Source organism: Burkholderia sp. Bp8992 (genome assembly GCF_003853705.1).
In the GTDB taxonomy this organism is placed as follows: Bacteria; Pseudomonadota; Gammaproteobacteria; order Burkholderiales; family Burkholderiaceae; genus Burkholderia.
The window spans coordinates 344,995-366,288 of the sequence record NZ_QTQI01000004.1 but is presented as its reverse complement, the minus strand read 5'-3'; the positions used below and the strand labels follow the sequence as shown (position 1 = coordinate 366,288).

General features: G+C 69.6%; 14 protein-coding genes. 4 read left to right on the top strand and 10 right to left on the bottom strand.

Annotation, left to right across the window (positions count from 1 at the left end; all coding sequences use genetic code 11):
- Window positions 1–44 precede the first annotated feature (44 nt).
- The 5 genes from DIE03_RS08860 to DIE03_RS08840 form a co-directional block, all read right to left on the bottom strand.
- Window positions 45–743, bottom strand: coding sequence for a YggS family pyridoxal phosphate-dependent enzyme (locus DIE03_RS08860; RefSeq protein WP_124449412.1), 699 nt, complete (start codon window positions 741–743; stop codon window positions 45–47).
- A gap of 130 nt (window positions 744–873) precedes the next feature.
- On the bottom strand, window positions 874–2,100 hold the full coding sequence (gene glcF, locus DIE03_RS08855) for a glycolate oxidase subunit GlcF (protein ID WP_124449410.1): 1,227 nt from the start codon (window positions 2,098–2,100) through the stop codon (window positions 874–876).
- Window positions 2,101–2,107: 7 nt separating this feature from the next.
- Entirely contained in the window at window positions 2,108–3,196 is a 1,089-nt protein-coding gene (gene glcE / locus DIE03_RS08850; RefSeq protein WP_124449408.1) for a glycolate oxidase subunit GlcE, read from the bottom strand.
- Between the two features lie 185 nt (window positions 3,197–3,381).
- Window positions 3,382–4,875 carry an FAD-linked oxidase C-terminal domain-containing protein gene (locus tag DIE03_RS08845; RefSeq protein ID WP_124449406.1) on the bottom strand — a complete coding sequence of 498 codons (1,494 nt, stop codon included), beginning with the start codon at window positions 4,873–4,875 and terminating at the stop codon, window positions 3,382–3,384.
- Between the two features lie 38 nt (window positions 4,876–4,913).
- Window positions 4,914–6,323 (bottom strand): FAD-binding oxidoreductase, encoded by a 1,410-nt coding sequence (locus DIE03_RS08840; RefSeq protein WP_124449403.1) that lies wholly within the window; start codon window positions 6,321–6,323, stop codon window positions 4,914–4,916.
- A gap of 136 nt (window positions 6,324–6,459) precedes the next feature.
- Between DIE03_RS08840 and DIE03_RS08835 the strand changes: the two genes are divergently transcribed.
- The gene (locus DIE03_RS08835; protein ID WP_124449401.1) at window positions 6,460–7,011 is read left to right on the top strand and encodes a cob(I)yrinic acid a,c-diamide adenosyltransferase; all 552 of its coding nucleotides are present in this window, start codon (window positions 6,460–6,462) and stop codon (window positions 7,009–7,011) included.
- Between the two features lie 95 nt (window positions 7,012–7,106).
- Window positions 7,107–8,315: an NO-inducible flavohemoprotein gene (gene hmpA, locus DIE03_RS08830; RefSeq protein WP_124449399.1), complete on the top strand. Its 1,209-nt coding sequence runs from the start codon at window positions 7,107–7,109 to the stop codon at window positions 8,313–8,315.
- Between the two features lie 77 nt (window positions 8,316–8,392).
- Here the strand turns inward: hmpA and aroG are convergent, their stop codons facing one another.
- A complete protein-coding gene (gene aroG, locus DIE03_RS08825; RefSeq protein ID WP_124449397.1) occupies window positions 8,393–9,466 on the bottom strand; it encodes a 3-deoxy-7-phosphoheptulonate synthase AroG in 1,074 nt (357 codons plus the stop codon).
- Here aroG and DIE03_RS38190 point away from each other — a divergent pair.
- Window positions 9,465–9,755, top strand: a complete 291-nt coding sequence (locus tag DIE03_RS38190) for a hypothetical protein (RefSeq protein WP_185658128.1) — start codon at window positions 9,465–9,467, stop codon at window positions 9,753–9,755. The two genes, aroG and DIE03_RS38190, sit on opposite strands and share 2 nt — an antisense overlap.
- Window positions 9,756–9,865: 110 nt before the next feature.
- Here the strand turns inward: DIE03_RS38190 and tldD are convergent, their stop codons facing one another.
- From tldD to DIE03_RS08810, 3 genes are all read right to left on the bottom strand, one after another.
- Complete coding sequence (tldD, locus tag DIE03_RS08820; RefSeq protein WP_059528967.1) at window positions 9,866–11,332, bottom strand: metalloprotease TldD; 1,467 nt, start codon at window positions 11,330–11,332, stop codon at window positions 9,866–9,868.
- 85 nt (window positions 11,333–11,417) lie between these two features.
- Window positions 11,418–12,245, bottom strand: coding sequence for a carbon-nitrogen hydrolase family protein (locus DIE03_RS08815; RefSeq protein WP_124449395.1), 828 nt, complete (start codon window positions 12,243–12,245; stop codon window positions 11,418–11,420).
- A 51-nt stretch (window positions 12,246–12,296) separates the two neighbouring features.
- Window positions 12,297–16,499, bottom strand: coding sequence for a YhdP family protein (locus DIE03_RS08810; protein ID WP_124449393.1), 4,203 nt, complete (start codon window positions 16,497–16,499; stop codon window positions 12,297–12,299).
- 230 nt (window positions 16,500–16,729) lie between these two features.
- Here DIE03_RS08810 and glnE point away from each other — a divergent pair, with 230 nt between their 5' ends.
- Window positions 16,730–19,534: a bifunctional [glutamate--ammonia ligase]-adenylyl-L-tyrosine phosphorylase/[glutamate--ammonia-ligase] adenylyltransferase gene (gene glnE, locus DIE03_RS08805; RefSeq protein ID WP_124449391.1), complete on the top strand. Its 2,805-nt coding sequence runs from the start codon at window positions 16,730–16,732 to the stop codon at window positions 19,532–19,534.
- 92 nt (window positions 19,535–19,626) lie between these two features.
- Here glnE and recN read toward each other — a convergent pair whose 3' ends face one another.
- Window positions 19,627–21,276, bottom strand: a complete 1,650-nt coding sequence (gene recN / locus DIE03_RS08800; RefSeq protein ID WP_124449389.1) for a DNA repair protein RecN — start codon at window positions 21,274–21,276, stop codon at window positions 19,627–19,629.
- Window positions 21,277–21,294 lie beyond the last annotated feature (18 nt).

Sequence of the window (21,294 nt, the reverse complement as noted above, 5' to 3'; positions counted from 1 at the left end):
AATGAGCAAGTGAGTGAACGGAAAGGCGGAAGCGGGCGCGGCGCTCAGTGCGAGTAATCGCGCGCGCCGAAGATCGCGGTGCCGACGCGCACGATCGTCGCACCTTCGAGCACGGCCGCGTCGAGATCGGCGGACATGCCCATCGACAGCGTGTCGAGCGGCAGGCCGTCGGCGCGCAACGTGTCGAACAGCGCGCGCAGCGCGCGATGCGGCACGCGTTGCGCATCGGTGTCGCCGGCCGGTTCGGGAATCGCCATCAGGCCGCGCAGCCGCAGCGACGGCAGCGCGGCGACCGCGCGTGCGACCTCGGCGACGTCGGCCGGCGCGACGCCGCTCTTCGACGCCTCGCCGCTGATGTTCACCTGTACGCACACATTGAGCGGCGGCAGGTGCGCGGGGCGCTGTTCCGACAGGCGCTGCGCGATCTTCAGCCGGTCGACCGAATGGACCCAGTCGAAACGCTCGGCGACAGGGCGCGTCTTGTTCGATTGCAACGGCCCGATGAAATGCCATTCGAGGCTCGAGCGCAGGTCGGCGAGCGCGTCGATCTTGTCGATCGATTCCTGCACGTAGTTTTCGCCGAATGCGCGTTGCCCGGCCGCATGTGCGGCGCGCACGTCGTCGGCGGGAAACGTCTTCGACACGGCGAGCAGCGCAATGGCGGCGGGATCGCGGCCGGCCGCGCGGGCGGCGTCGGCAATGCGGCGATGAACGGATGCGAGACGGGCGGCAAGATCGGACATGACGGGCACGAAAGCAGGCACGGAAGCAGCCACGGAAGCGGGCATGAAGCCGATGCGCCGCGACACGCGCCGCATCGATCCGCTCATTATACGGACGCTGCGCGCCAGCCCGTCATTGGGGGAGCAGCGCTCAGCCGTACAGCAGATGCTCGACGAGCTGGACCCAGTGGGCGACCGGAATCTGCGTGCCGCTCTGCAGGTGGGCGATGCAGCCGATGTTGCCGGACACGATCATCTGCGGCTCGAGCGCCTGCAGCTTCAGCAGCTTCTGCTTGCGCAACCGGTACGACAGCGACGGCTGCGTCAGCGAATAGGTGCCGGCCGAGCCGCAGCACAGATGGCTGTCGGCCGGCAGCCGCACGTCGATGCCGAGCGTCTCGAGCAGCCGTTCGACCTTGCCGCGCGACTGCTGGCCGTGCTGCAGCGTGCACGGCGGGTGGTACGCGACCGTATGGATCGCGCGGCGCCGCGCGAGCGTCGCGAGTTCGGCCTCGAACGCGAGCAGCACGTCGGAGATGTCGCGCGTCAGCGACACGATGCGCTGCGCCTTCTCCGCGTAAGCCGGATCGTCGCGCAACAGGTGCGCATATTCGAGCACCGTCGCGCCGCAGCCCGACGCATTCATCACGATCGCCTCGGCACCCTGTTCGACGTGCGGCCACCACGCGTCGATGTTGCGGCGCGCGTCGTCGAGCGCTTCGTCGTGATAGTTCAGGTGCAGGCGGATCGCGCCGCAACAGCCGGCGTCGGGCGCGACGACCGTCTCGATGCCGAGCGCGTCGAGCACGCGTGCGGTCGCGATGTTGATGTTGGGCAGCATCGACGGCTGCACGCAGCCGCCCAGCATCAGCATCTTGCGTGTGTGGGTGCGGTGCGGCCATTCGAGCAGCCGCGTGCGCGGCGGCACCTTGTCGCGCAGCCGCTTCGGCAGCAGCGGCCGCACGTGCTGGCCGAGCCGCATCACGGGCGAGAACAGCGCCGCATTCGGCACGAGGCTCGCGAGCAGGCGGCGCACGAGGCGTTGCTGCACGGGGCGCTGCACCTGTGCTTCGACGTGCTTGCGGCCGATCTCGACGAGCCGGCCGTACTGGACGCCGGACGGGCAGGTCGTCTCGCAGCTGCGGCACGTGAGGCAGCGGTCGAGGTGCTGCTGCGTGCTGCGCGTGACGGGCGCGCCTTCGACCATCTGCTTGATCAGGTAGATGCGGCCGCGCGGGCCGTCGAGTTCGTCGCCGAGGAGCTGGTAGGTCGGGCAGGTCGCGGTACAGAACCCGCAGTGCACGCACTTGCGCAGGATCGCGTCGGCCTCGTCGCCGTCTGGCGTGTTGCGGATGAAATCGGCGAGATTCGTTTGCATCGATCCCTCAGAGATCGGGGTAGAGCCGGCCGCGGTTGAAGATGCGCGCGGGATCGAACGCGCTCTTCAGTCCGCGGTGGATTTTCATCATCGGGGCGGGAAGCGGCGTGAACACGCCCGCGCTGCGGTCGTACGCGTCACCTGCGCGGAACAGCGTCGCGTGGCCGCCGGCCTGCTTCGCGCTCATGCGCACGGTCTGCGCGTCGGCATCGGTGATCCACCAGCGCTGCGCGCCGCCCCATTCCATCAGCTGGGTGCCGGGCAGGTGCATCGGTTCGGTGATCGACGGCAGCGACAGGCGCCACAGCGCATAGCCGGGCGGGATGCCGTTGAAGAACGGGTCGGTATGCTCGCGCAGGCCGGCCCAGAAGCGCTCGGCTTCGACCGCATCGACGACTTCGCCGCCGAGCAGCGTCTTCGCGGATTTCACGGCCGCTTCGGCGCCCGACAGGCGCAGCACGAGCGTGCCGTTGCGCCAGGCGCTTGCGCTGACGGGCAGCGGATGGCCGCCCCATTCGTTAAGCTTGCGCACCGCGTCGGTCGCGGTCATCTCGAACTTCAGCGTGACCTCGGCGACGGGCATGGGCAGCACCTTGATCGACAGGTCGAGCATCAGCCCGAGCGTGCCGAGCGCGCCGGCCATCAGCCGCGATACGTCGTAACCGGCGACGTTCTTCACGACCTGCCCGCCGAAGCGCAGCATGTCGCCGCGGCCGTTCATCAGCGTCACGCCGAGCACGAAATCGCGCGGGGCGCCGCAGGCGGCGCGGCGCGGGCCCGCGAGGCCGGCCGCGATGCAGCCGCCGACGGTGGCCGCGCGGCCGAAGTGCGGCGGCTCGAACGGCAGCATCTGGCCGCACTCGGCGAGGACGGTTTCAAGCTGCGCGAGCGGCGTGCCCGCGCGGACCGTGACGACGAGTTCCGCCGGGTCGTACGACACGACGCCCTGGAACGCCCGCGTGTCCAGTATTTCGCCCTCGAGCGCCTGGCCGTACCAGTCCTTGGTGCCGCCGCCGCGAATTCGCAGCGGCCGGCCGTCGGCACTGGCCGCGCGTATGCGCTCGGCCCATCCGGCGACGATGTCGTCCTCTTCCATGTTCGGTTGCTGCCTCGGCTTGTTGTTCGGTCGATTGTACCGGGGTGGCGCGATTCCACATCGCGACTATCCCTAAGCCCCGTATTGCAGATCGCATGCCCGCGTCGCCGCGCGAACGGGTCGCGCGCGCACGGCCGACCGCCACGGCCCGGCCGCGGGCACGGAGCGCCGCCCGCGCGCGCCGCTCAGAAGCGCGGCAGGTCGGGGTGCGGCAGCAGCCCGCCGCGCACGTGCTGGCGACCGTACTCGGCGCAGCGCGCGCGAGTCGGGATGCCCTTGTCCGGGTTCAGCAGGCCGGCCGGATCGAAGGCACGCTTGACCGCGAAGAACGCGTCGCGCTCCTGCGGCGAGAACTGGACGCACATCGAATTGAGCTTCTCGATGCCGACGCCGTGCTCGCCCGTCACGCTGCCGCCGAATTCCACGCAGCATTCGAGGATTTCCGCGCCGAACTGCTCGGCGCGGTGCAGCTCGTCCGGATCGTTCGCGTTGTACAGGATCAGCGGATGCATGTTGCCGTCGCCCGCATGGAACACGTTGATGCAGCGCAGCCCGTAGCGCGTCTCGAGCTGTTCGATGCGCGCGAGCAGCGGGCCGATCGCGCGGCGCGGCACGGTGCCGTCCATGCAGTAATAATCCGCGGAAATGCGGCCGGCGGCCGGGAACGCATTCTTGCGGCCCGACCAGTAGCGCAGCCGCTCCTGTTCGTTGCGCGACACCTGGATGCGCGTCGCGCCGTGTTCGCGCAGCACGGCCGTCATCCGCACGATCTCCTCGGCGACTTCTTCCGGCGTGCCGTCCGATTCGCACAGCAGGATCGCCTTCGCGTCGAGGTCGTAGCCCGCGTGCGTGAACGCCTCGACCGCCTGGGTGGCCGGCTTGTCCATCATCTCGAGCCCGGCCGGGATGATGCCCGACGCGATGATCGCCGCGACGGCCTCGCCGCCCTTGACGACGTCGTCGAAGCTCGCCATCACGAGCTGCGCGGTCTGCGGCTTCGGGATCAGGCGTACCGTCACCTCGGTGACGATCGCGAACATCCCTTCGCTGCCGATCATCACCGCGAGCAGGTCGAGGCCCGGCACGTCGAGCGCGAGCGAGCCGAATTCGACGATCTCGCCGTCGATCGTCACCGCGCGCACGCGCATCACGTTGTGCACGGTCAGCCCGTATTTCAGGCAATGGACGCCGCCGGAGTTTTCCGCGACGTTGCCGCCGATCGTGCACGCGATCTGAGACGACGGATCGGGCGCGTAATACAGGCCGTACGGCGCGGCGGCTTCCGAGATCGCGAGATTGCGCACGCCGGGCTGCACGGTTGCCGTACGCGCGTACGGGTCGACTTCGACGATGCGCGTGAAGCGCGCGAGCGACAGCACGACGCCGAGCGCGATCGGCAGCGCGCCGCCCGACAGGCTCGTGCCGGCGCCGCGCGGCACGATCGGCACTTCCATGCGGCGGCAGATCTGCACGATCCGCTGCACCTGCGATTCGGTTTCCGGCAGCGCGACCGCGAGCGGCAGGCGGCGGTACGCGGACAGGCCGTCGCATTCGTACGGCGCGGTGTCTTCGTCGCGGTACAGCAGGCAGTGCGTCGGCAGCACGGCCATCAGCGCCTGCACGACTTCGCGCTGGCGCTGCGCGCGCGCCGCGCTCGACAGTTCGACGGGAGCGTTCATGGGATCTCCTGCGTGGGGCGCGAGCTCGCGCCGCCGGATCAGCACGTAAAAATCTTGCCCGGATTCATCAGGTTGCGCGGATCGAGCGCGAGCTTGATCGCGCGCATCGTGTCGATCGCGTTGTCGCCGTGCTCCTTCGGCAGGAAGCGCATCTTGTGCAGCCCGACACCGTGCTCGCCCGTGCAGGTGCCACCCAGCCGCAGCGCGCGCGCGACGATCCGGTCGTTGATGTGCTCGGCTTCGGCGAGCTCCTCGGGCTTGTCGGGGTCGATCAGGATCGCGACGTGGAAATTGCCGTCGCCGACATGACCGACGATCGGGCAGGGCAGCGACGATGCGCGCAGGTCGACCTCGGTTTCCTCGACGCACGCGGCGAGCTGCGAGATCGGCACGCACACGTCGGTCGTCACCGCACGGCAGCCCGGCTTCAGCTGCAGCATCGCGAAGTACGCGTTGTGGCGCGCGGCCCAGAGCCGCGTACGGTCCTCGGGGCGCGTCGCCCATTCGAAGCCCTGGCCGTTGTTCTGGCCGGCCAGTGCCTGCACGAGTTCGGCCTGTTCCTTCACGCCGGCGTCGGTGCCGTGGAATTCGAAGAACAGCGTCGGCGCTTCGGTGAGCGTCAGGTTCGAATGGCGGTTGATCGAGCGCACCGCGAGCGCATCGACGAATTCGACGCGCGCGATCGGCACGCCGATCTGGATCGTCTCGATCACCGTGCGGACCGCGTCGCCCATCGTCGGGAACGTGCAGGTCGCGGCCGACACGGCTTCGGGCAGCGGGTGCAGGCGCAGCGTGATCTCGGTGATCACGCCGAGCGTGCCTTCGGAGCCGACGAACAGGCGCGTGAGGTCGTAGCCGGCCGACGACTTGCGCGCGCGCGAGCCGGTTTTCACGATGCGGCCGTCGGCGAGCACCGCGGTCAGGCCGAGCACGTTCTCGCGCATCGTGCCGTAGCGCACGGCGTTGGTGCCCGATGCGCGCGTCGCGCTCATCCCGCCGATGCTGGCGTCGGCGCCCGGATCGATCGGGAAGAACAGGCCGGTGTCGCGCAGCGCTTCGTTGAGCGCCTTGCGCGTGATGCCCGGCTCGACCGTCACGGTCAGGTCTTCGGCGTTGATCGACAGCACGCGGTTCATTTCCGACAGGTCGAGCGACACGCCGCCGCGCACCGCGAGCAGGTGGCCTTCGAGCGACGAGCCCGCGCCGTACGGGATCAGCGGTACGCTGTAGAGCGAGCACAGCGACACGACTTCGCGCACGTCGTCGGTGCTGTGCGCGAACACGACGGCGTCGGGCAGTTGCGGATCGAAAGGCGATTCGTCACGGCCGTGGTGCGCGCGGACCGCGTCGGCGGTCGACACGCGCTCGCCGAAGGCGGCGCGCAGCGCATCGAGCATGGCGGGAGGCAGCGGACGGCGCGTGGTGGCCGGCGGGGCAGGGTGATTCACGAATGTCTCCTGGCGGCTTGTCGAACTTTCGGTCCATTCTACGCTGTAACGTCCGCTGCGCCCGCCGCCGCGGGCTGCGATAATCGCGTTCCAGCCAACCGGGCCGCATCACGGCCGCGCACGAGAGGACATCCGCATGGGCAACCGCTTGAGCAAGATCGCCACGCGCACCGGCGACGACGGCACCACCGGCCTCGGCGACGGACGGCGCATCGGCAAGGACGACGAGCGGATCGCGGCGATCGGCGACGTCGACGAACTGAATTCGAACCTCGGCGTGCTGCTCGCCGAGACGCTGCCGGACGACGTGCGCACGGCGCTCGTCACGATCCAGCACGACCTGTTCGATCTCGGCGGCGAGCTGTGCATTCCCGGCCACACGGTACTCGACGACACGCATCTCGCACGCCTCGACCGGTGGCTCGCCGACTACAACGCGACGCTGCCGCCGCTGAAGGAATTCATCCTGCCGGCCGGCTCGCGCGCGGCGTCGCTCGCGCACGTGTGCCGGACGGTGTGCCGTCGTGCCGAGCGCTCGATCGTCGCGCTCGGGCGCCACGACACGCTCAACGATGCGCCGCGGCGCTACGTGAACCGGCTGTCCGACCTGCTGTTCGTGCTGGCGCGCGTGCTGAACCGCGCCGACGGCGGAGCGGACGTGCTGTGGGAGCGCGGCCGCGTTCGGTAGCCCGTCGCAGCACGTTTGCGCACTGCGACAATTTGCCCGGGTGATGCTGATTTTTTAAACATGTATTGTGTGTGCATGTTTAACGGAGAACGAACATGACCCCCATCACCGCTGACCAGATGGCTCGCGTGAAGGCCACTGCCCCTGTCCTCGCCGTTCATGGCGCGACGATCACGAAGCACTTCTACCAGCGCATGTTCGCGCGCCATCCGGAACTGAAGAACCTGTTCAACCAGACGCACCAGAAGACCGGCAGCCAGCCGGAGACGCTCGCGAAGGCCGTCTATGCGTACGCGGCGAACATCGACAATCTCGGTGCACTGGGCGGGGCCGTGTCGCACATCGCGCACAAGCACGCGAGCCTGAACATCCGTCCCGAGCATTACCCGATCGTCGGCGAGAACCTGCTCGCATCGATCGTCGAAGTGCTCGGCGACGCGGTCGACGCCGACACGCTCGAGGCATGGCGCGTCGCATACGGCCAGCTCGCGCACATCCTGATCGGCGCCGAGGCCGACCTGTACGCAGGCGCCGCGTGGAGCGGCTTCCGCCCGTTCAAGGTCGCACGCAAGGTGCGCGAGAGCGGCGAGATCACGTCGTTCTACCTGACCCCCGCCGACGGCGGCGCGGCGCCGACCTTCGAGCCGGGCCAGTACATCACGGTAAAGCGCTTCGTCGGCGATCTCGGCGTCGACCAGCCGCGCCAGTACAGCCTGTCCGATGCACCGCACGGCAAGTGGCTGCGCATCTCGGTGAAGCGCGAGGCCGGCCAGCCGGAGGCGATCCCGGCCGGCAAGGTGTCGACGCTGATGCACGACGGCGTGGAAGAGGGCGCGATCGTCGAGGTGACCGCGCCGATGGGCGAATTCTCGCTGAAGCGCGGCGTCGAGACGCCGGTCGTGCTGATCTCCGGCGGGGTCGGCCTGACGCCGATGGTGTCGATGGCGTCGACGTTGGCCGGCGAAGGCAGCCCGCGTGCAGTGCGGTTCGTCCATGCATGCCGTTCGGGCGCGGTGCACGCGTTCCGCGACTGGCTGAACGATATCGTCGGCGGGCATGCGAACGTCAAGCGCACGGTGCTGTACGAACTCGTCGGCCCGAACGATCGCGCCGGCATCGACCACGACCTCGAAGGGCGCCTCACGCCGGAACGCGTGCAGCAGTACGCGCTGGTGCCGGACGCCGATTACTACATCTGCGGCCCGATCGCGTTCATGAAGGCGCAGCGCGACGCGCTGGTCGCGCTCGGCGTCGCGCCGGAGCGCATCCATACCGAGATCTTCGGTTCAGGCGCGCTCGAATGAGGTGCCGACCGGCAATCGGCAGTCGATGAAAAAGCCCGGCGCGAGCCGGGCTGTTTCGTTGCGCCGCAGGCAGACGATCAGTTGCCGCTGCCGCGCGCGACGCGGCGTGCCTTGACCGATTCCGCGAGGCCTTCGAGCACCTTCACGCTGTCGTCCCACGCGATGCACGCGTCGGTGATGCTCTGGCCGTAGGTCAGCGCGCAGCCTTCCTTCAGGTCCTGGCGGCCCTCGACGAGGTGCGACTCGATCATCACGCCGACGATGCGCTCGTCGCCGGCCGCGATCTGGCGGCCGATGTCCGCGCAGACGGGGATCTGGTTCTCGTGCTTCTTCGAGCTGTTCGCGTGGCTCGCGTCGATCATCAGGCGCGCGGCGAGGCCGGCCTTGCCGATGTCCGCGCAGGCGGCATTCACGCTGTCCGCGTCGTAGTTCGGCGTCTTGCCGCCGCGCAGGATCACGTGGCAGTCCTCGTTGCCGGCCGTCGACACGATCGCCGAGTGGCCGCCCTTCGTCACCGACAGGAAATGGTGCGGCTGCGATGCGGCCTTGATCGCGTCGACCGCGATCTTCACGTTGCCGTCGGTGCCGTTCTTGAAGCCGACCGGGCACGACAGCCCCGACGCGAGCTCGCGGTGCACCTGCGACTCGGTCGTCCGCGCGCCGATCGCGCCCCACGAGATCAGGTCGGCGATGTATTGCGGGCTGATCATGTCGAGGTATTCGGTCGCGGCCGGCAGCCCCATTTCGTTGATCTGCAGCAGCAGCTCGCGCGCGGTGCGCAGCCCTTCGTTGATCTTGAAGCTGTTGTCGAGGTGCGGATCGTTGATGAGGCCCTTCCAGCCGACCGTCGTGCGCGGCTTCTCGAAGTACACGCGCATCACGATTTCCAGTTCGCCCTTGAAGCGCTCGCGCTCCTTCACGAGCCGGCCCGCATACTCGATCGCCGCCTTCGTGTCATGGATCGAGCACGGCCCGATGACGACGATCAGCCGGTCGTCCATCCCGTGCAGGATGCGGTGCATCGACTGGCGCGAGTTGTAGATCAGCTCGGACGCGGCTTCGGAGCACGCGAATTCGCGGATCAGGTGGGCGGGCGGCGTCAGTTCCTTGAGTTCGCGAATGCGGACGTCGTCGGTATTGTGCGGGGGCATGCTGTTTCTCCTTGGTTCCGGGCGCCGTTCGATCAGTGGGTGGCGTGCGGCAGATTCATCAATTCAAGCGATTCAGTGGTTTCGGTCGGGGCCGCGGGACCGCTGCGGCGGCAACCGGGTGGCGAAGGGCGAAAAAAAACCGCCGGGTTCGCCGGCGGTTTTTTCGGGAATTTCGGTTGCGCTTTACGCGCCATCAACCCTCTCGATCCGCCAGCGGTCTGAGATACCAAAAAAAGTAAAAGTAAAACTTGGCGGACATGACGGAGATTCGGTTCGTCAAAAAAGTTGATTCGGAATTTATACCCGGTCCCCGCGCGGCTGGCAACCGGGGGCGTTCAAAAATGCGGACAATCCGCGCGTTTTCTTCAAAATGCGCGGATTGTCTGCGCCGCGATGCGGTTATGCCGTACCGCCGACCGTCATCTTGTCGATCCGCAGGGTCGGCTGGCCGACGCCGACCGGCACGCTCTGGCCTTCCTTGCCGCACACGCCGACGCCCGTGTCGAGCGACATGTCGTTGCCGATCATGCTCACGTATTTCAGCGATTCGGGGCCGCTGCCGATCAGCGTTGCGCCCTTCACCGGGTAGGTGATCTTGCCGTTCTCGATCATGTACGCCTCGGACGCCGAGAACACGAACTTGCCGTTCGTGATGTCGACCTGGCCGCCGCCGAAGTTCACCGCGTACAGGCCGTTCTTCACCGATGCGATGATTTCCTGCGGATCCTTGTCGCCGTTCAGCATGTACGTGTTCGTCATGCGCGGCATCGGCAGCGCCGCGTACGACTCGCGCCGCGCGTTGCCCGTGACCGGCATCTTCATCAGGCGCGCGTTCAGCGTGTCCTGGATGTAGCCCTTCAGGATGCCGTCCTCGATCAGCGTCGTGCACTGCGTCGGGTTGCCTTCGTCGTCGATGTTCAGCGAGCCGCGGCGGTTCGGCAGCGTACCGTCGTCGACCACCGTCACGCCCTTGGCCGCAACCTGCTCGCCGATCCGGCCCGCGAACGCGGACGAGCCCTTGCGGTTGAAGTCGCCTTCGAGGCCGTGGCCGATCGCCTCGTGCAGCAGCACGCCCGGCCAGCCCGGCCCGAGCACGACCGTCATCGCGCCGGCCGGCGCGGGGCGCGCGTCGAGGTTGACGAGCGCCGCGTGCACGGCGTCGTCGACGTAGCGCGACAGCACGTCGTCGGTGAAGTAGCCGTAGTCGAAGCGGCCGCCGCCGCCCCCGGAGCCGATCTCGCGGCGGCCGTTCTGCTCGGCGATCACCGTGACCGACACGCGCACGAGCGGGCGGATGTCGGCCGCGAGCGCGCCGTCGCTGCGGGCGACCAGCACGACGTCGTATTCGCCGGCGAGGCCGGCCATCACCTGCGTGATGCGCGGGTCGCGCCCGCGCGCCATCTGCTCGATGCGCTCGAGCAGCTTGACCTTGGCCGTCGCGTCGAGCGACGCGAGCGGGTCGGACGGCAGGTACAGGTCGCGGCCCGAGATGCCCTTCAGCGACGTCGCGGCCTTGATCTTCTGGCGGCCGCCGCCGGCTGCCGCGATCGCCTTGGTGGCCGCGGCGGCTTGCGCGATCGCTTCCGGCGACAGGTCGTCCGAGTACGCGAACGCGGTGCGGTCGCCCGCGACCGCGCGCACGCCGACGCCCTGGTCGATGCTGAAGCTGCCCGATTTCACGATGCCTTCCTCGAGGCTCCACGCTTCGCTGCGGGTCGCCTGGAAGTACAGGTCCGCGTAGTCGACGCGGTGCGTGAAGATGTCGGCGATCGTGCGCGTGAGCAGGCTTTCGTCGAGGCCGTACGGCGTGAGCAGGATGTCCTTCGCCAGCGCGAGGTTGCGGATGCCGGGTTCGATGATGTTCATGCGGATATCGGGGTTTCTCAAAAAGTTGTCGGGTGCTGCTGGGCAGATGGGTTGGCCGCGCGGCGTTTCAAGCGGCGCGGCGGATTCAGGTCAGGACGCGGTGCCGCCACGCGGGCAGGCTCTGGCGCACGTCGGCCATGCGTTGCGGATCGATCGCGCCGAGCACGACGCTGGCGCCCACGTCGCGGACCGCGACGATCTCGCCCCACGGATCGATCAGCATGCTGTGGCCCCAGGTGCGCCGGCCGTTCTCGTGCTTGCCGCCCTGCGCGGCCGCGAGCACGTAGCACTGGTTCTCGACGGCCCGCGCGCGCAGCAGCGTTTCCCAGTGTGCGCGGCCCGTCGTATACGTAAACGCCGACGGGACGACGATCAGCGCGCAGTCGCCCATCCGGCGATACAGCTCCGGAAAGCGAAGATCGTAACAGACCGACAGGCCGACCCGCCCGAACGGCGCGTCGAACGCGACGACCGTATCGCCCGCGCGGATCGTGCGCGCCTCGTCGAACGATTCGTCGCCTTTCTCGAAGTTGAACAGGTGGATCTTGTCGTAGCGCGCGGCCTCGTTGCCGGACGGGTCGAACACGAGCGTCGTGTTCAGCACGCGGTCGGGCTCGGGCGCCTTCAGCGGCAGCGTGCCGCCGATCACCCAGATGCCGTGGCGGCGCGCGGCGTCCGCGAGGAAGCGCTGGATCGGGCCGTCCTGGTACGGCTCGGCGAGCGCGAGCTTGTCGGTGTCGCGATGGCCCATAAAGCAGAAATACTCGGGCAGCAGCACGAGCTGTGCGCCTTCGCCGGCGGCTTCCGCGATCAGGCGGCGCGCTTCGGCGAGATTGCGTGTGACGTCCGGCGTGCTCACCATCTGCAGCGCGGCGACCCGGAAGGGTGTGGCGGAACGGGTGTGGTCGGTCATCGCGGGATCGGTTGCTTCATAAATGGGGTGCGGCCCGGCGCCGTGCACGGCTCAATGACTCTGGTTCGCTGCATCGGCCGGACCGTGATTCATCTTACCCTGATCGCCCCGCACCCGCTCGATGTGCGGGTGCGCCCACGAGCCGGTGATCGCGTAGTCGAGCGCGAACGCGTGCGACAGCGTCTCCGACAGCGCGTAGTTCGCGGCCAGCACGCCGATGCCGAGCAGCGGATTGATGACGGCCGCCCCGATCGCGGCTGCGCCCGCGCTGATTTTCGGCGCGACGTGCGCATGCAGATCCTGCGTCTCGGTGCCGAGATCGACCGCGCCGCGCACGGTGACGTTCGCGGGCCCCGTCATCATCGAGAAATCGTCGGTGCGCGCGATCCCGTTCGAGATCCGGCCGGTACCGGTGATCTTGTCGAATGGCAGCCCCTTGCCGACCACGTCGCGGAAATTCAGCGTCAGGAAGCGCGCGAGGCTCTGCAGGCTCAGCACGCCGAGGAGTTTCGCCGCACCCGGATCGACCTTCAGGATCTTCCCGTGTTCGAGATCGACCGCGACCTGGCCGCCGAGCGACGGGAAGTCGAGCGCCGTCGGGCCGCCGCGCCAGCCGACCTTGCCCGTCACCGTCCCGTGGCCGTCCGCGAGCGTGCGCGGCAGGCCGACGCGATCGAGCAGCGCGCCGGCGTTGTCGATGTCGAGCTTGAAGTCGAACACGGTGCGGCGCGGCGCGTCGTTCTCGTCGGCGCCGCGGGCGAGCGCGCGGCGCGACGTGCGCCAGTTGCCGGTTGCCGTCAGCTTCGCGGCCGGGTTCGACAGTTCCAGCTTGTCGAGCTGCCATACGGGCGTGCCGTCTTCGTCGATGTTGCGCGCGTTGACGACGAGGCGGCCGATGTCGTGGTTGCGCTCGACGACCTGGTCGACGATCAGGTCGATCGACGGCATCGGGCGGTCGGTCGGCGTCGGCAGGTTCATCGCACGGCCGACGAGATCGTGCTGCGCGCTGTCCGGGATCACGAGCTTCGCGAGCCGCGCGTTCAGCACGCCCGCGCCGTTGTGGCCGCCGCCGGGCGCCCACGACAGGTAGCCCGACACCTGGTTCGACGCGATGTTCGCCTGCCACAGCTCGTCGACGTGCGACGCGCCGACGATCACGTTTTCCCAGTTGCGCTTGAGCAGCTTCAGCGTGCCGAAGTGGAACGCGAAACGCTTCGGCGCGAAGCTCGCGAAATCGACGCGCGGCGCAGCCTGCTCCGGTGCGCGCGGCGTGTCGGGCTTCAGCGTGTGGGCGAGTGCGAGCCACGCGTCGGCGTCCAGTTCGTTGACGTCCACGGCCGCGCTCACGCCGTCCTGCGGCATGTCGGGCATCCGGTGGATGCCCATCGCGCCGCGCACCGCGCGCAGCGGCTGGCCGCGCGTCGCGTCGAGCAGGTAGGTGGCCGATACGGGGCCGAGGGTCAGGTCGGCATGCTCGAGGCGCTTGCCGTCCGCCTGCGGCGCCGGCTGCAGCGTGAAGCTGAACGGCATCGGCGTGCCGGCCGGTTTCGCGAACGGCGCGGGGAAGTTCAGTGCCACGCCGGTCAGGTCGGAATGCGTGCTGATGTCGGGCAGGCGGCCCGGCGCGCCGCGCACGGCGATCTTGTACGGCGCGTCGCCGACCACGTGTTCGAGCAGCGCGGCCGCCGGGCCGTGCAGGTTCAGGCCGCGCGCGGCGTCGAGCGCGAGCCGGCCGTCGACGTCCACCGTGTACGGGCCGTGCGACTGGAAGTTGCCGTTCGCGCGCACGGGGCCGCCGAGGAAGCGCGCCGACAGGTCGTGCAGCGACGCGCCGGCCTCGGTGAAGCGGACGCTGCCGCGCAGCGCCGACAGCGGCGGCACGCCGCTGGTCGTCAGCGTGTTGCCGCCGAATGCGAGCGCGCCTTCGACGTGCGTGTGCGGATGCGCGACGTGCTGTGGAATCGTGATCTTGAGCGCGAGCGACGCGGGCCCCTGCGCGTCGATCCGCTGGCCGATGTGGCCGCTCATCGTGCCGAGCGAACTGTTGTCCGCGTAGTCGACCAGGTCGGCGAGCGGGCCCTGCGCATGGCCGTCGATGACGAGCGGCGAATGCGACGGATTGCCGAGATCGTCGATGCGCCCCGTGACCTTCGTCAGCGCGACGCGCTTGTAGTGCGCGCGGTGGATGTCGAAGTGCAGCTTGTTCTGCGCGAGCTCGAACACGCCGTCGATCCCGTCGAGCGCCGGCCAGACGCTCGGCGTGCCGTTCGCGAGCTTGCGCGGCGGGTAGGGCGTCGGCTCGAAGCGGCCGCCGGTGAACGGCGCGACGATGTGGAACACGCCGGCGTCCGGCTCGTGTTCGAACGGGAATTTCTCGAGCGGGCCGCGCGCGACGATCGACGCGCCCTTGCTCACCGTGCCGTCCTGCAGTGCGTGGCCGAGATAGTCGCGCAGGTGTTCGGACATCCCGGTCGGCAGGTAGCGCGGAATGCGCGCCACCGATGCGCGTGCGAAATCGGCGCGCAGGTCGAGCGAGCCGCGGCCGTGGCCGGGGTTCGTGTACGAGCCCGACACCGCGATTTCGGCATCGGGGTTCGACACGAGCAGGTCGGGCAGCGATACGTCGACGCGCGCGTGCTTGTCGCCGGGCTGGGGCGTGATCGTCCATTTCGCATTGCCGCGCAGCCGGTCGAACGTCAGGCGCGGCTCGTCGAACTCGCCGGGCACGGTGACCGCCGCGTTGACCGTGTCGAAATGCGCGGTGCCGCCCGTTTCGTTCGCGTCGACGCGGCCCCACAGGTTCTCGATGCCCGGCCAGCCGGCGCGCGGGTGGCCGCGCGGCGAGAGCCCGGGCGGCGGCTCCTGGGCCGCGAAGCTGATGCCCTGCAGGTCGCCGAGGAAGCGGTAGCGGACGATCGGCGCGGCGCCCATGCGCCGCTCCTCGTCGGCGAGGTCGGCCCGCGCGGGTTTCGCGCGCTCGACCTCGATGTGATAGTTCTGCACCATCCCGCGCGGGTCGATCTTGACCAGCTCGTTGCGCAGGCGCGCCGGCAGCGGCAGGCCGCGGATGAACTCGCTGAGGATGCCGAGATCGACGCGGTCGCCGACGACGCTGATCAACTGCCCCTGCGTCGCGGTCGGCACGCGGTAGCGCGCCGTCAGCGTCGACAGCGCGAGCGAACGCGCGAGCGGCGTGCCGTCCGGCAGCGGCGGCTGGCCGAGCTCCGCGTTGAAGTGCGTCAGGTGCAGCGTGTAGTCGTGACCGGCGTCGAGCACCATGTCCCAGCCGAAGCCGGCCGTCGGCACGTCGAGCCGCGGTTGCGTCGGGCGCACGCGCAGCGCGACGTCGGCGCCTTGCAGGTCGCCGCCCGCCGAGCGCAGGTGGCCGTCGCCGAAGGTCGCCCAGATCGCGTTGTCGATCCGGCCCGCGTGGATCGTCAGCGGCACGTCGAGGTAGCGCGTCAGCGTCTGCAGGTCGACCGGGCCCGTCGACAGGTATGCGTCGCCCGTCCAGTTCGACGGCTTGCCGATCGGGGCGAGCGGCTTGTGCCTGAAGCGTGCGCGGAAATCGAGCGGGCCGAGCAGCAGCGTGCCGTTCGCGGGCGCCTGCAGCGCGGCCTTGTGCACGCGGCCGTCGTTGAGCACCGCAAGCCGGATGCCCGACAGCACGAGCTCCGGCGCGTCGTGCTGCGCGTCGCGCCAGCGCAGCGTGCCGCCGCGCAGCACGATCGCTTCCTGCTTCAGCAGCCACGTGCCGAACGTGTCGTTGCCGCCGTGCGTGGTCGCGACGCCGACGCCCGCGACGCTCAGCGAGCCGTCGGCCGCGCGTGCAACGACGAGGTCGGGCTGGTCGACGATCAGGCTCGACAGCGCCGGCGACAGCCGCAGCAGCGACATCCACGACAGCGCAGCCGTCGCGTGCGGGACCGACAGCGCGACCTTGCCGTCACGGCCGCGGATCGTCAGGTTCGTGAGTTCGACGCCCGGCTGCATGCCGGACCAGTTCGGGGAAAGCTTGCCGATCGAAAGCTGCGCGTGGAGCTTGTCGGACACCGCGCGCTCGATGCGCGGGCGGAATTCGTCGATGCGGGGCAGCAGGACGTAGCGCAGCCCGAGGAACGTGCCGGCCGCGATGAAGTAGGTGCCGATCCCGACTGCCAGCGTCACCCTGAACACGCGACGCAGGACCGGATGATCGTGCTTCGGAGGTCCCGCTTCGGGCGCAGCTACGGCGGATTCCTGACGGTCGGACATGCGGCGGACGGGCGGCGATATGGTAGTTTTGCAGATTGACGTTGAAATGTATCACACGGGTTCGTGCCGGCGGCCGTTGCGGCAGCGCGGCACGGGCTTTCCGGCGCGCGGTTTCGCGGCGGCGCACGAGCGTCCCGCGATGCCGCGCCGAGTTCATGAGGCCGGTCGGCAGCGGGGCGCGCACGGCGCCGGCCCGCGCCGGCCGGCCTTTCCGCCAGGCCCGCTTCTCGATGACCGACGCTTCCGCCCTGATCAGCACGTCCTATTCCCGATACCTCGCCCGCGCGGCTGCCGCGCGGCCCGCGCTCGCCGAGCAGGTCGCCGCATGGGCGGCCGCGCCGCTCGGTCGCGCGCAGCTCGACGCGCGTCTCACCGAATTGCTCGCGACGCCGGCCGGCGCGGCCGCGCCGACCGAGGAGCAGTTGAAGCGCGCGCTGCGGCAACTGCGCGTCGAGGCGTTCGGCGCGGTCGCGGAGCGCGATTTGCGCGGGCTGGCCGACGTCGCCGAGGTGACCGGCGCGATGACCGACCTCGCCGAAGTGGCCGTGCAGCGCTCGCTCGCGCTGCTGTCGGCCGAGCTCGAGGCGATGTACGGCGAGCCGCGCGGTGCCGACGGCCAGCCCGTCGTGCTCGGCGTGGTCGGGATGGGCAAGCTCGGCGGCCGCGAGCTCAACGTGTCGTCGGACATCGACCTGATCTTCGTCTACGAAGACGACGGCGAGACGACCGGCGGCACGCGTTCGCCGCTGTCCACGCAGGAATACTTCACGCGGCTCGGCCGGCGCCTGATCGGCGTGCTGTCCGAGGTCACGGCCGACGGCTACGTGTTTCGCGTCGACATGCGGCTGCGCCCGAACGGCGATTCGGGGCCGCTCGCGTGCAGCCTCGGGATGCTCGAGGAATATTTCTACGTGCAGGGGCGCGAGTGGGAGCGCTATGCGTGGATCAAGGGGCGGCTCGTGTCGGAAAGCGACAGCGACGCCGCGCGGCGGCTCCAGTCGCAGCTCGAGTCGCTCGTCAAGCCGTTCGTCTACCGTCGCTATCTCGATTTCGGCGTGATCGGCGCGATCCGTTCGCTGCACCAGCAGATCCGGCAGGAAGCCGCACGCCGCGCGTCGATGCGGCCCGACAAGGCCGACGACATCAAGCTCGGGCGCGGCGGGATCCGCGAGATCGAGTTCAGCGCGCAGGTGTTCCAGCTGATCCGCGGCGGCCAGGATGCCGAATTCCGCGTGCGGCCGACGCTCGCGGTGCTGCGCCATGCGCAGGCGCGCGGGCTGATCGGCGAGGACGTGCGTGCGCGCCTGTCCGATGCTTACAACTTCCTGCGCACGCTCGAGCACCGGCTGCAGTACCGCAACGACGCGCAGACGCACGCGATGCCGGTCGAGCCCGACGAACGCGCGGCGCTGGCCGCGTCGCTCGGCTTTGCCGACTATGCGGCGCTGATGACGGTGCTGGACGAGCACCGGAACTTCGTCGAGGCGCAGTTCGACCAGATCTTCGCGGACAAGGTGAAGGGCGGCGGCCCTTGTACGGCCGGCGACGACACGGCCGCTGCGTGGATCTGGAGCGGCGCGCTGGCCGACGACGGCGAGGACGACGCGCTGGTCGCGCGCCTCGACGGCCTCGGTTTCGCCGATCCGGCCACCGTGCTCGCGCGGCTGCGCGCGGTCTGGCAATCGTCGCGCTATACGGGCCTGCCGGAAAAGAGCCGGCAGCGCTTCGACAGCGTCGCGCAGCGGGCGCTCGACGCCGCGCCGACGATCGATGCCGCGCGCCGCGACGACACGATCGTGCGCCTGTTCGACCTGCTCGAGACGGTCAGCCGCCGTGGCGTCTATCTCGCGCTGCTGACCGAATATCCGGCCGCGCTCGACCGCGTGCTGTCGGTGCTCGGCGCGACGCGCTGGGGCGGCGGCTACCTGATCCGCCACCCGCAACTGCTCGACGAACTGCTCGACGACGAGGTGATCGCGAGCCCGTTCGACTGGCCCGCGTTCAAGGACGCGCTGCGCGCGCGCCTCGCGGCGGCCGACGGCCCCGAGCAGCAGATGGACCTGCTGCGGCACGCGCAGCACGCGGAGGTGTTCCGGATCCTGCTGATCGACCTGGCCGGACAACTGTCGGTCGAGCATGTGAGCGACCGGCTGTCCGAGCTGGCCGACGCGGTGCTCGACGTGACCATCGAAGTCGTCTGGTCGCAGCTGGCGAAGCGCCATCGCGACGTGCCGAAGTTCGCGGTGATCGCATACGGCAAGCTGGGCGGCAAGGAACTCGGCTACGCGTCGGATCTCGACCTGATCTTCCTGTACGACGATCCCGACGAGCGCTCGGCGGACGTCTACACGACCTTCACGCGGCGGCTCATCACGTGGCTCACGACCGCGACCGGTGCCGGCGCGTTGTTCGACATCGACCTGCGGCTGCGGCCGAACGGCGAGGCCGGGCTGCTCGTCACCGATCTCGATGCGTTCCGCCGCTACCAGCTGCGCGAGGGCGATGCCGCGAATACCGCGTGGGTGTGGGAGCACCAGGCGCTGACGCGCGCCCGCTACAGCGCGGGCGATGCGCAGATCGGCGACGACTTCGAGGCGATCCGCCAGCAGGTGCTGACGACGCCGCGCGACGGCGCGGTGCTCGCGAAGGAGATCGTCGACATGCGCGGCAAGGTGTTTGCCGGCCATCCGAACCAGACCGAGCTGTTCGACCTGAAGCACGATCGCGGCGGGATGGTCGACATCGAGTTCATCGTCCAGTACTGGGTGCTGCTGCATGCATCGAGCGACGCCGAGCTGATCCGCAACACCGGCAACATCGCGCTGCTGCGCGAGGTCGCGCGCTTCGGGCTGATGGGGGAGGACGAAGCCGAGCGCGTCGGCGCCGCGTACCGCAAGTACCGGAAGCTGCAGCACAAGCTGCGGCTCGACGGGATGGAGAAGGCGCGCGTCGATCCGGCCGTGGTGACCGACGAGCGGGCGGCCGTGACGGCGCTGTGGGAGCGCGTGTTCGGCGCGGTTGAAACGGGTGTTTGAATGAAGGCCGGGCGGGCGCGGTATCGATCCGCGCACCGCCCCGAGCGGTTTGTGAGCGTGCCTGGTTCGGCCGGCGCAGGCCGGCGGCGGCGTCAGGCCGCCAGCATTTCCTTCGCGTGCTTGCGCGTCGTGGCCGTGATCTCGAGCCCGCCGAGCATCCGCGCGACTTCCTCGATGCGGTTGGCGCGGTCGAGCGCGACGACCGTCGAAACCGTGCCGCCGCGATCGTCGGCGCCTTTCGCGACCTGGAAGTGATGGTCGCCGCGGGCGGCGACCTGCGGCAGGTGCGTCACGCACAGCACCTGGCGCTCTCGCCCGAGCTGGTGCAGCAGGCGGCCGACCACTTCGGCGACGCCACCGCCGATCCCCGTATCGACTTCGTCGAAGATCAGTGTGGGCGTCGGGCTTGCCGCGCTGGCAATGACCGCGAGCGCGAGGCTGATCCGCGCGAGTTCGCCGCCCGACGCGACCTTCGCGAGCGGCCGCAGCGGCACGCCCGGGTGCCCCGCGACGCGGAATTCGACCTGCTCGAGCCCGTGCGGGCCGCCGTCGGCGAGCGGGACGAGCGCGACTTCGAAGCTGCCGCCCGCCATCGACAACTCCTGCATGCCGGCGGTGACGGCCGTGCCGAGCGCCTTCGCGGCCTGCGCGCGCGCTTTGGACAGGTGCCGGGCATCGGCGAGATAGGCTTCGCGCGCCTTGGCCTGCGCCGCCTCGAGCGCGCCGAGATCGGCGGCCGCGTCGAGCGCGGCGAGCTGCGCACGGCGCGCCGCATGTTCCTCGTGCAGCGTGTCGGGCGGCAGCCAGAACTTGCGGGCGGTCGAGTGCAGCGCATCGAGGCGCGTCTCGACCTGCGCGAGCCGCTCGGGATCGAGGTCGACGCGCTGCGCGTAGTGCGACAGCGAATAGACGGCTTCCTGCAGCTGGATCTCGGCCGGTTCGAGCGACGCGAGCGCGTCGCCGAGCGCCGTGTCGTAGTCGGCCAGGCTGCGCAGCTTCGACACGATCGCGCCGAGCTGCGCGAGCATCGCGTCGTCGGACTCGGACAGCGCGTTGAGCGCGCCGCGCACGCCTTCGATCAGGTTCGCCGAATGCGACAGCCGCTTGTGCTCGTTGCTGACTTCGTCCCATTCGCCGGGCTGCGGTGCAAGCTTGTCGAGCTCGGCGAGCTGCCACGCGAGCTTTTCGCGTTCGAGCTGCAGCTCGCGCTCGTGCGCCTTCGCGGCGTCGATCGCTTGCGTCGCGTCGCGCCACACGCGCCAGGCGCGCGCGACGTTCGCGGCGTCGGCGACGAGCCCCGCGTGCGTGTCGAACAGCTCGCGCTGCGCGTCGGGCCGCATCAGCAGCTGGTGCGCGTGCTGGCCGTGGATGTCGACGAGCATTTCGCCGAGTTCGCGCAGCTGCGCGAGCGTCGCGCTGGTGCCGTTGATGAACGCACGCGAACGGCCGTTTGCGTCGATCACGCGGCGCAGCATCACGGTGTCCTCGGTGTCGAACGCGTGTTCGTCGAGCCAGCGCGCGACGCGGTCGTGCGGCGTGAATTCGGCCGTGATGTCGGCGCGGCCGCAGCCGGTGCGCACGACGCTCGCGTCGGCGCGTTCGCCGAGCGCGAGGGCGAGGGCGTCGATCAGGATCGATTTCCCGGCGCCGGTTTCGCCGGAGAAGACGGAAAAGCCGCTGTCGAATTCGAGATCGAGCGCGGCGACGATGACGAAGTCGCGGATCGAGAGGTGGCGGAGCATGGTGTCGGGCGGAGCGGC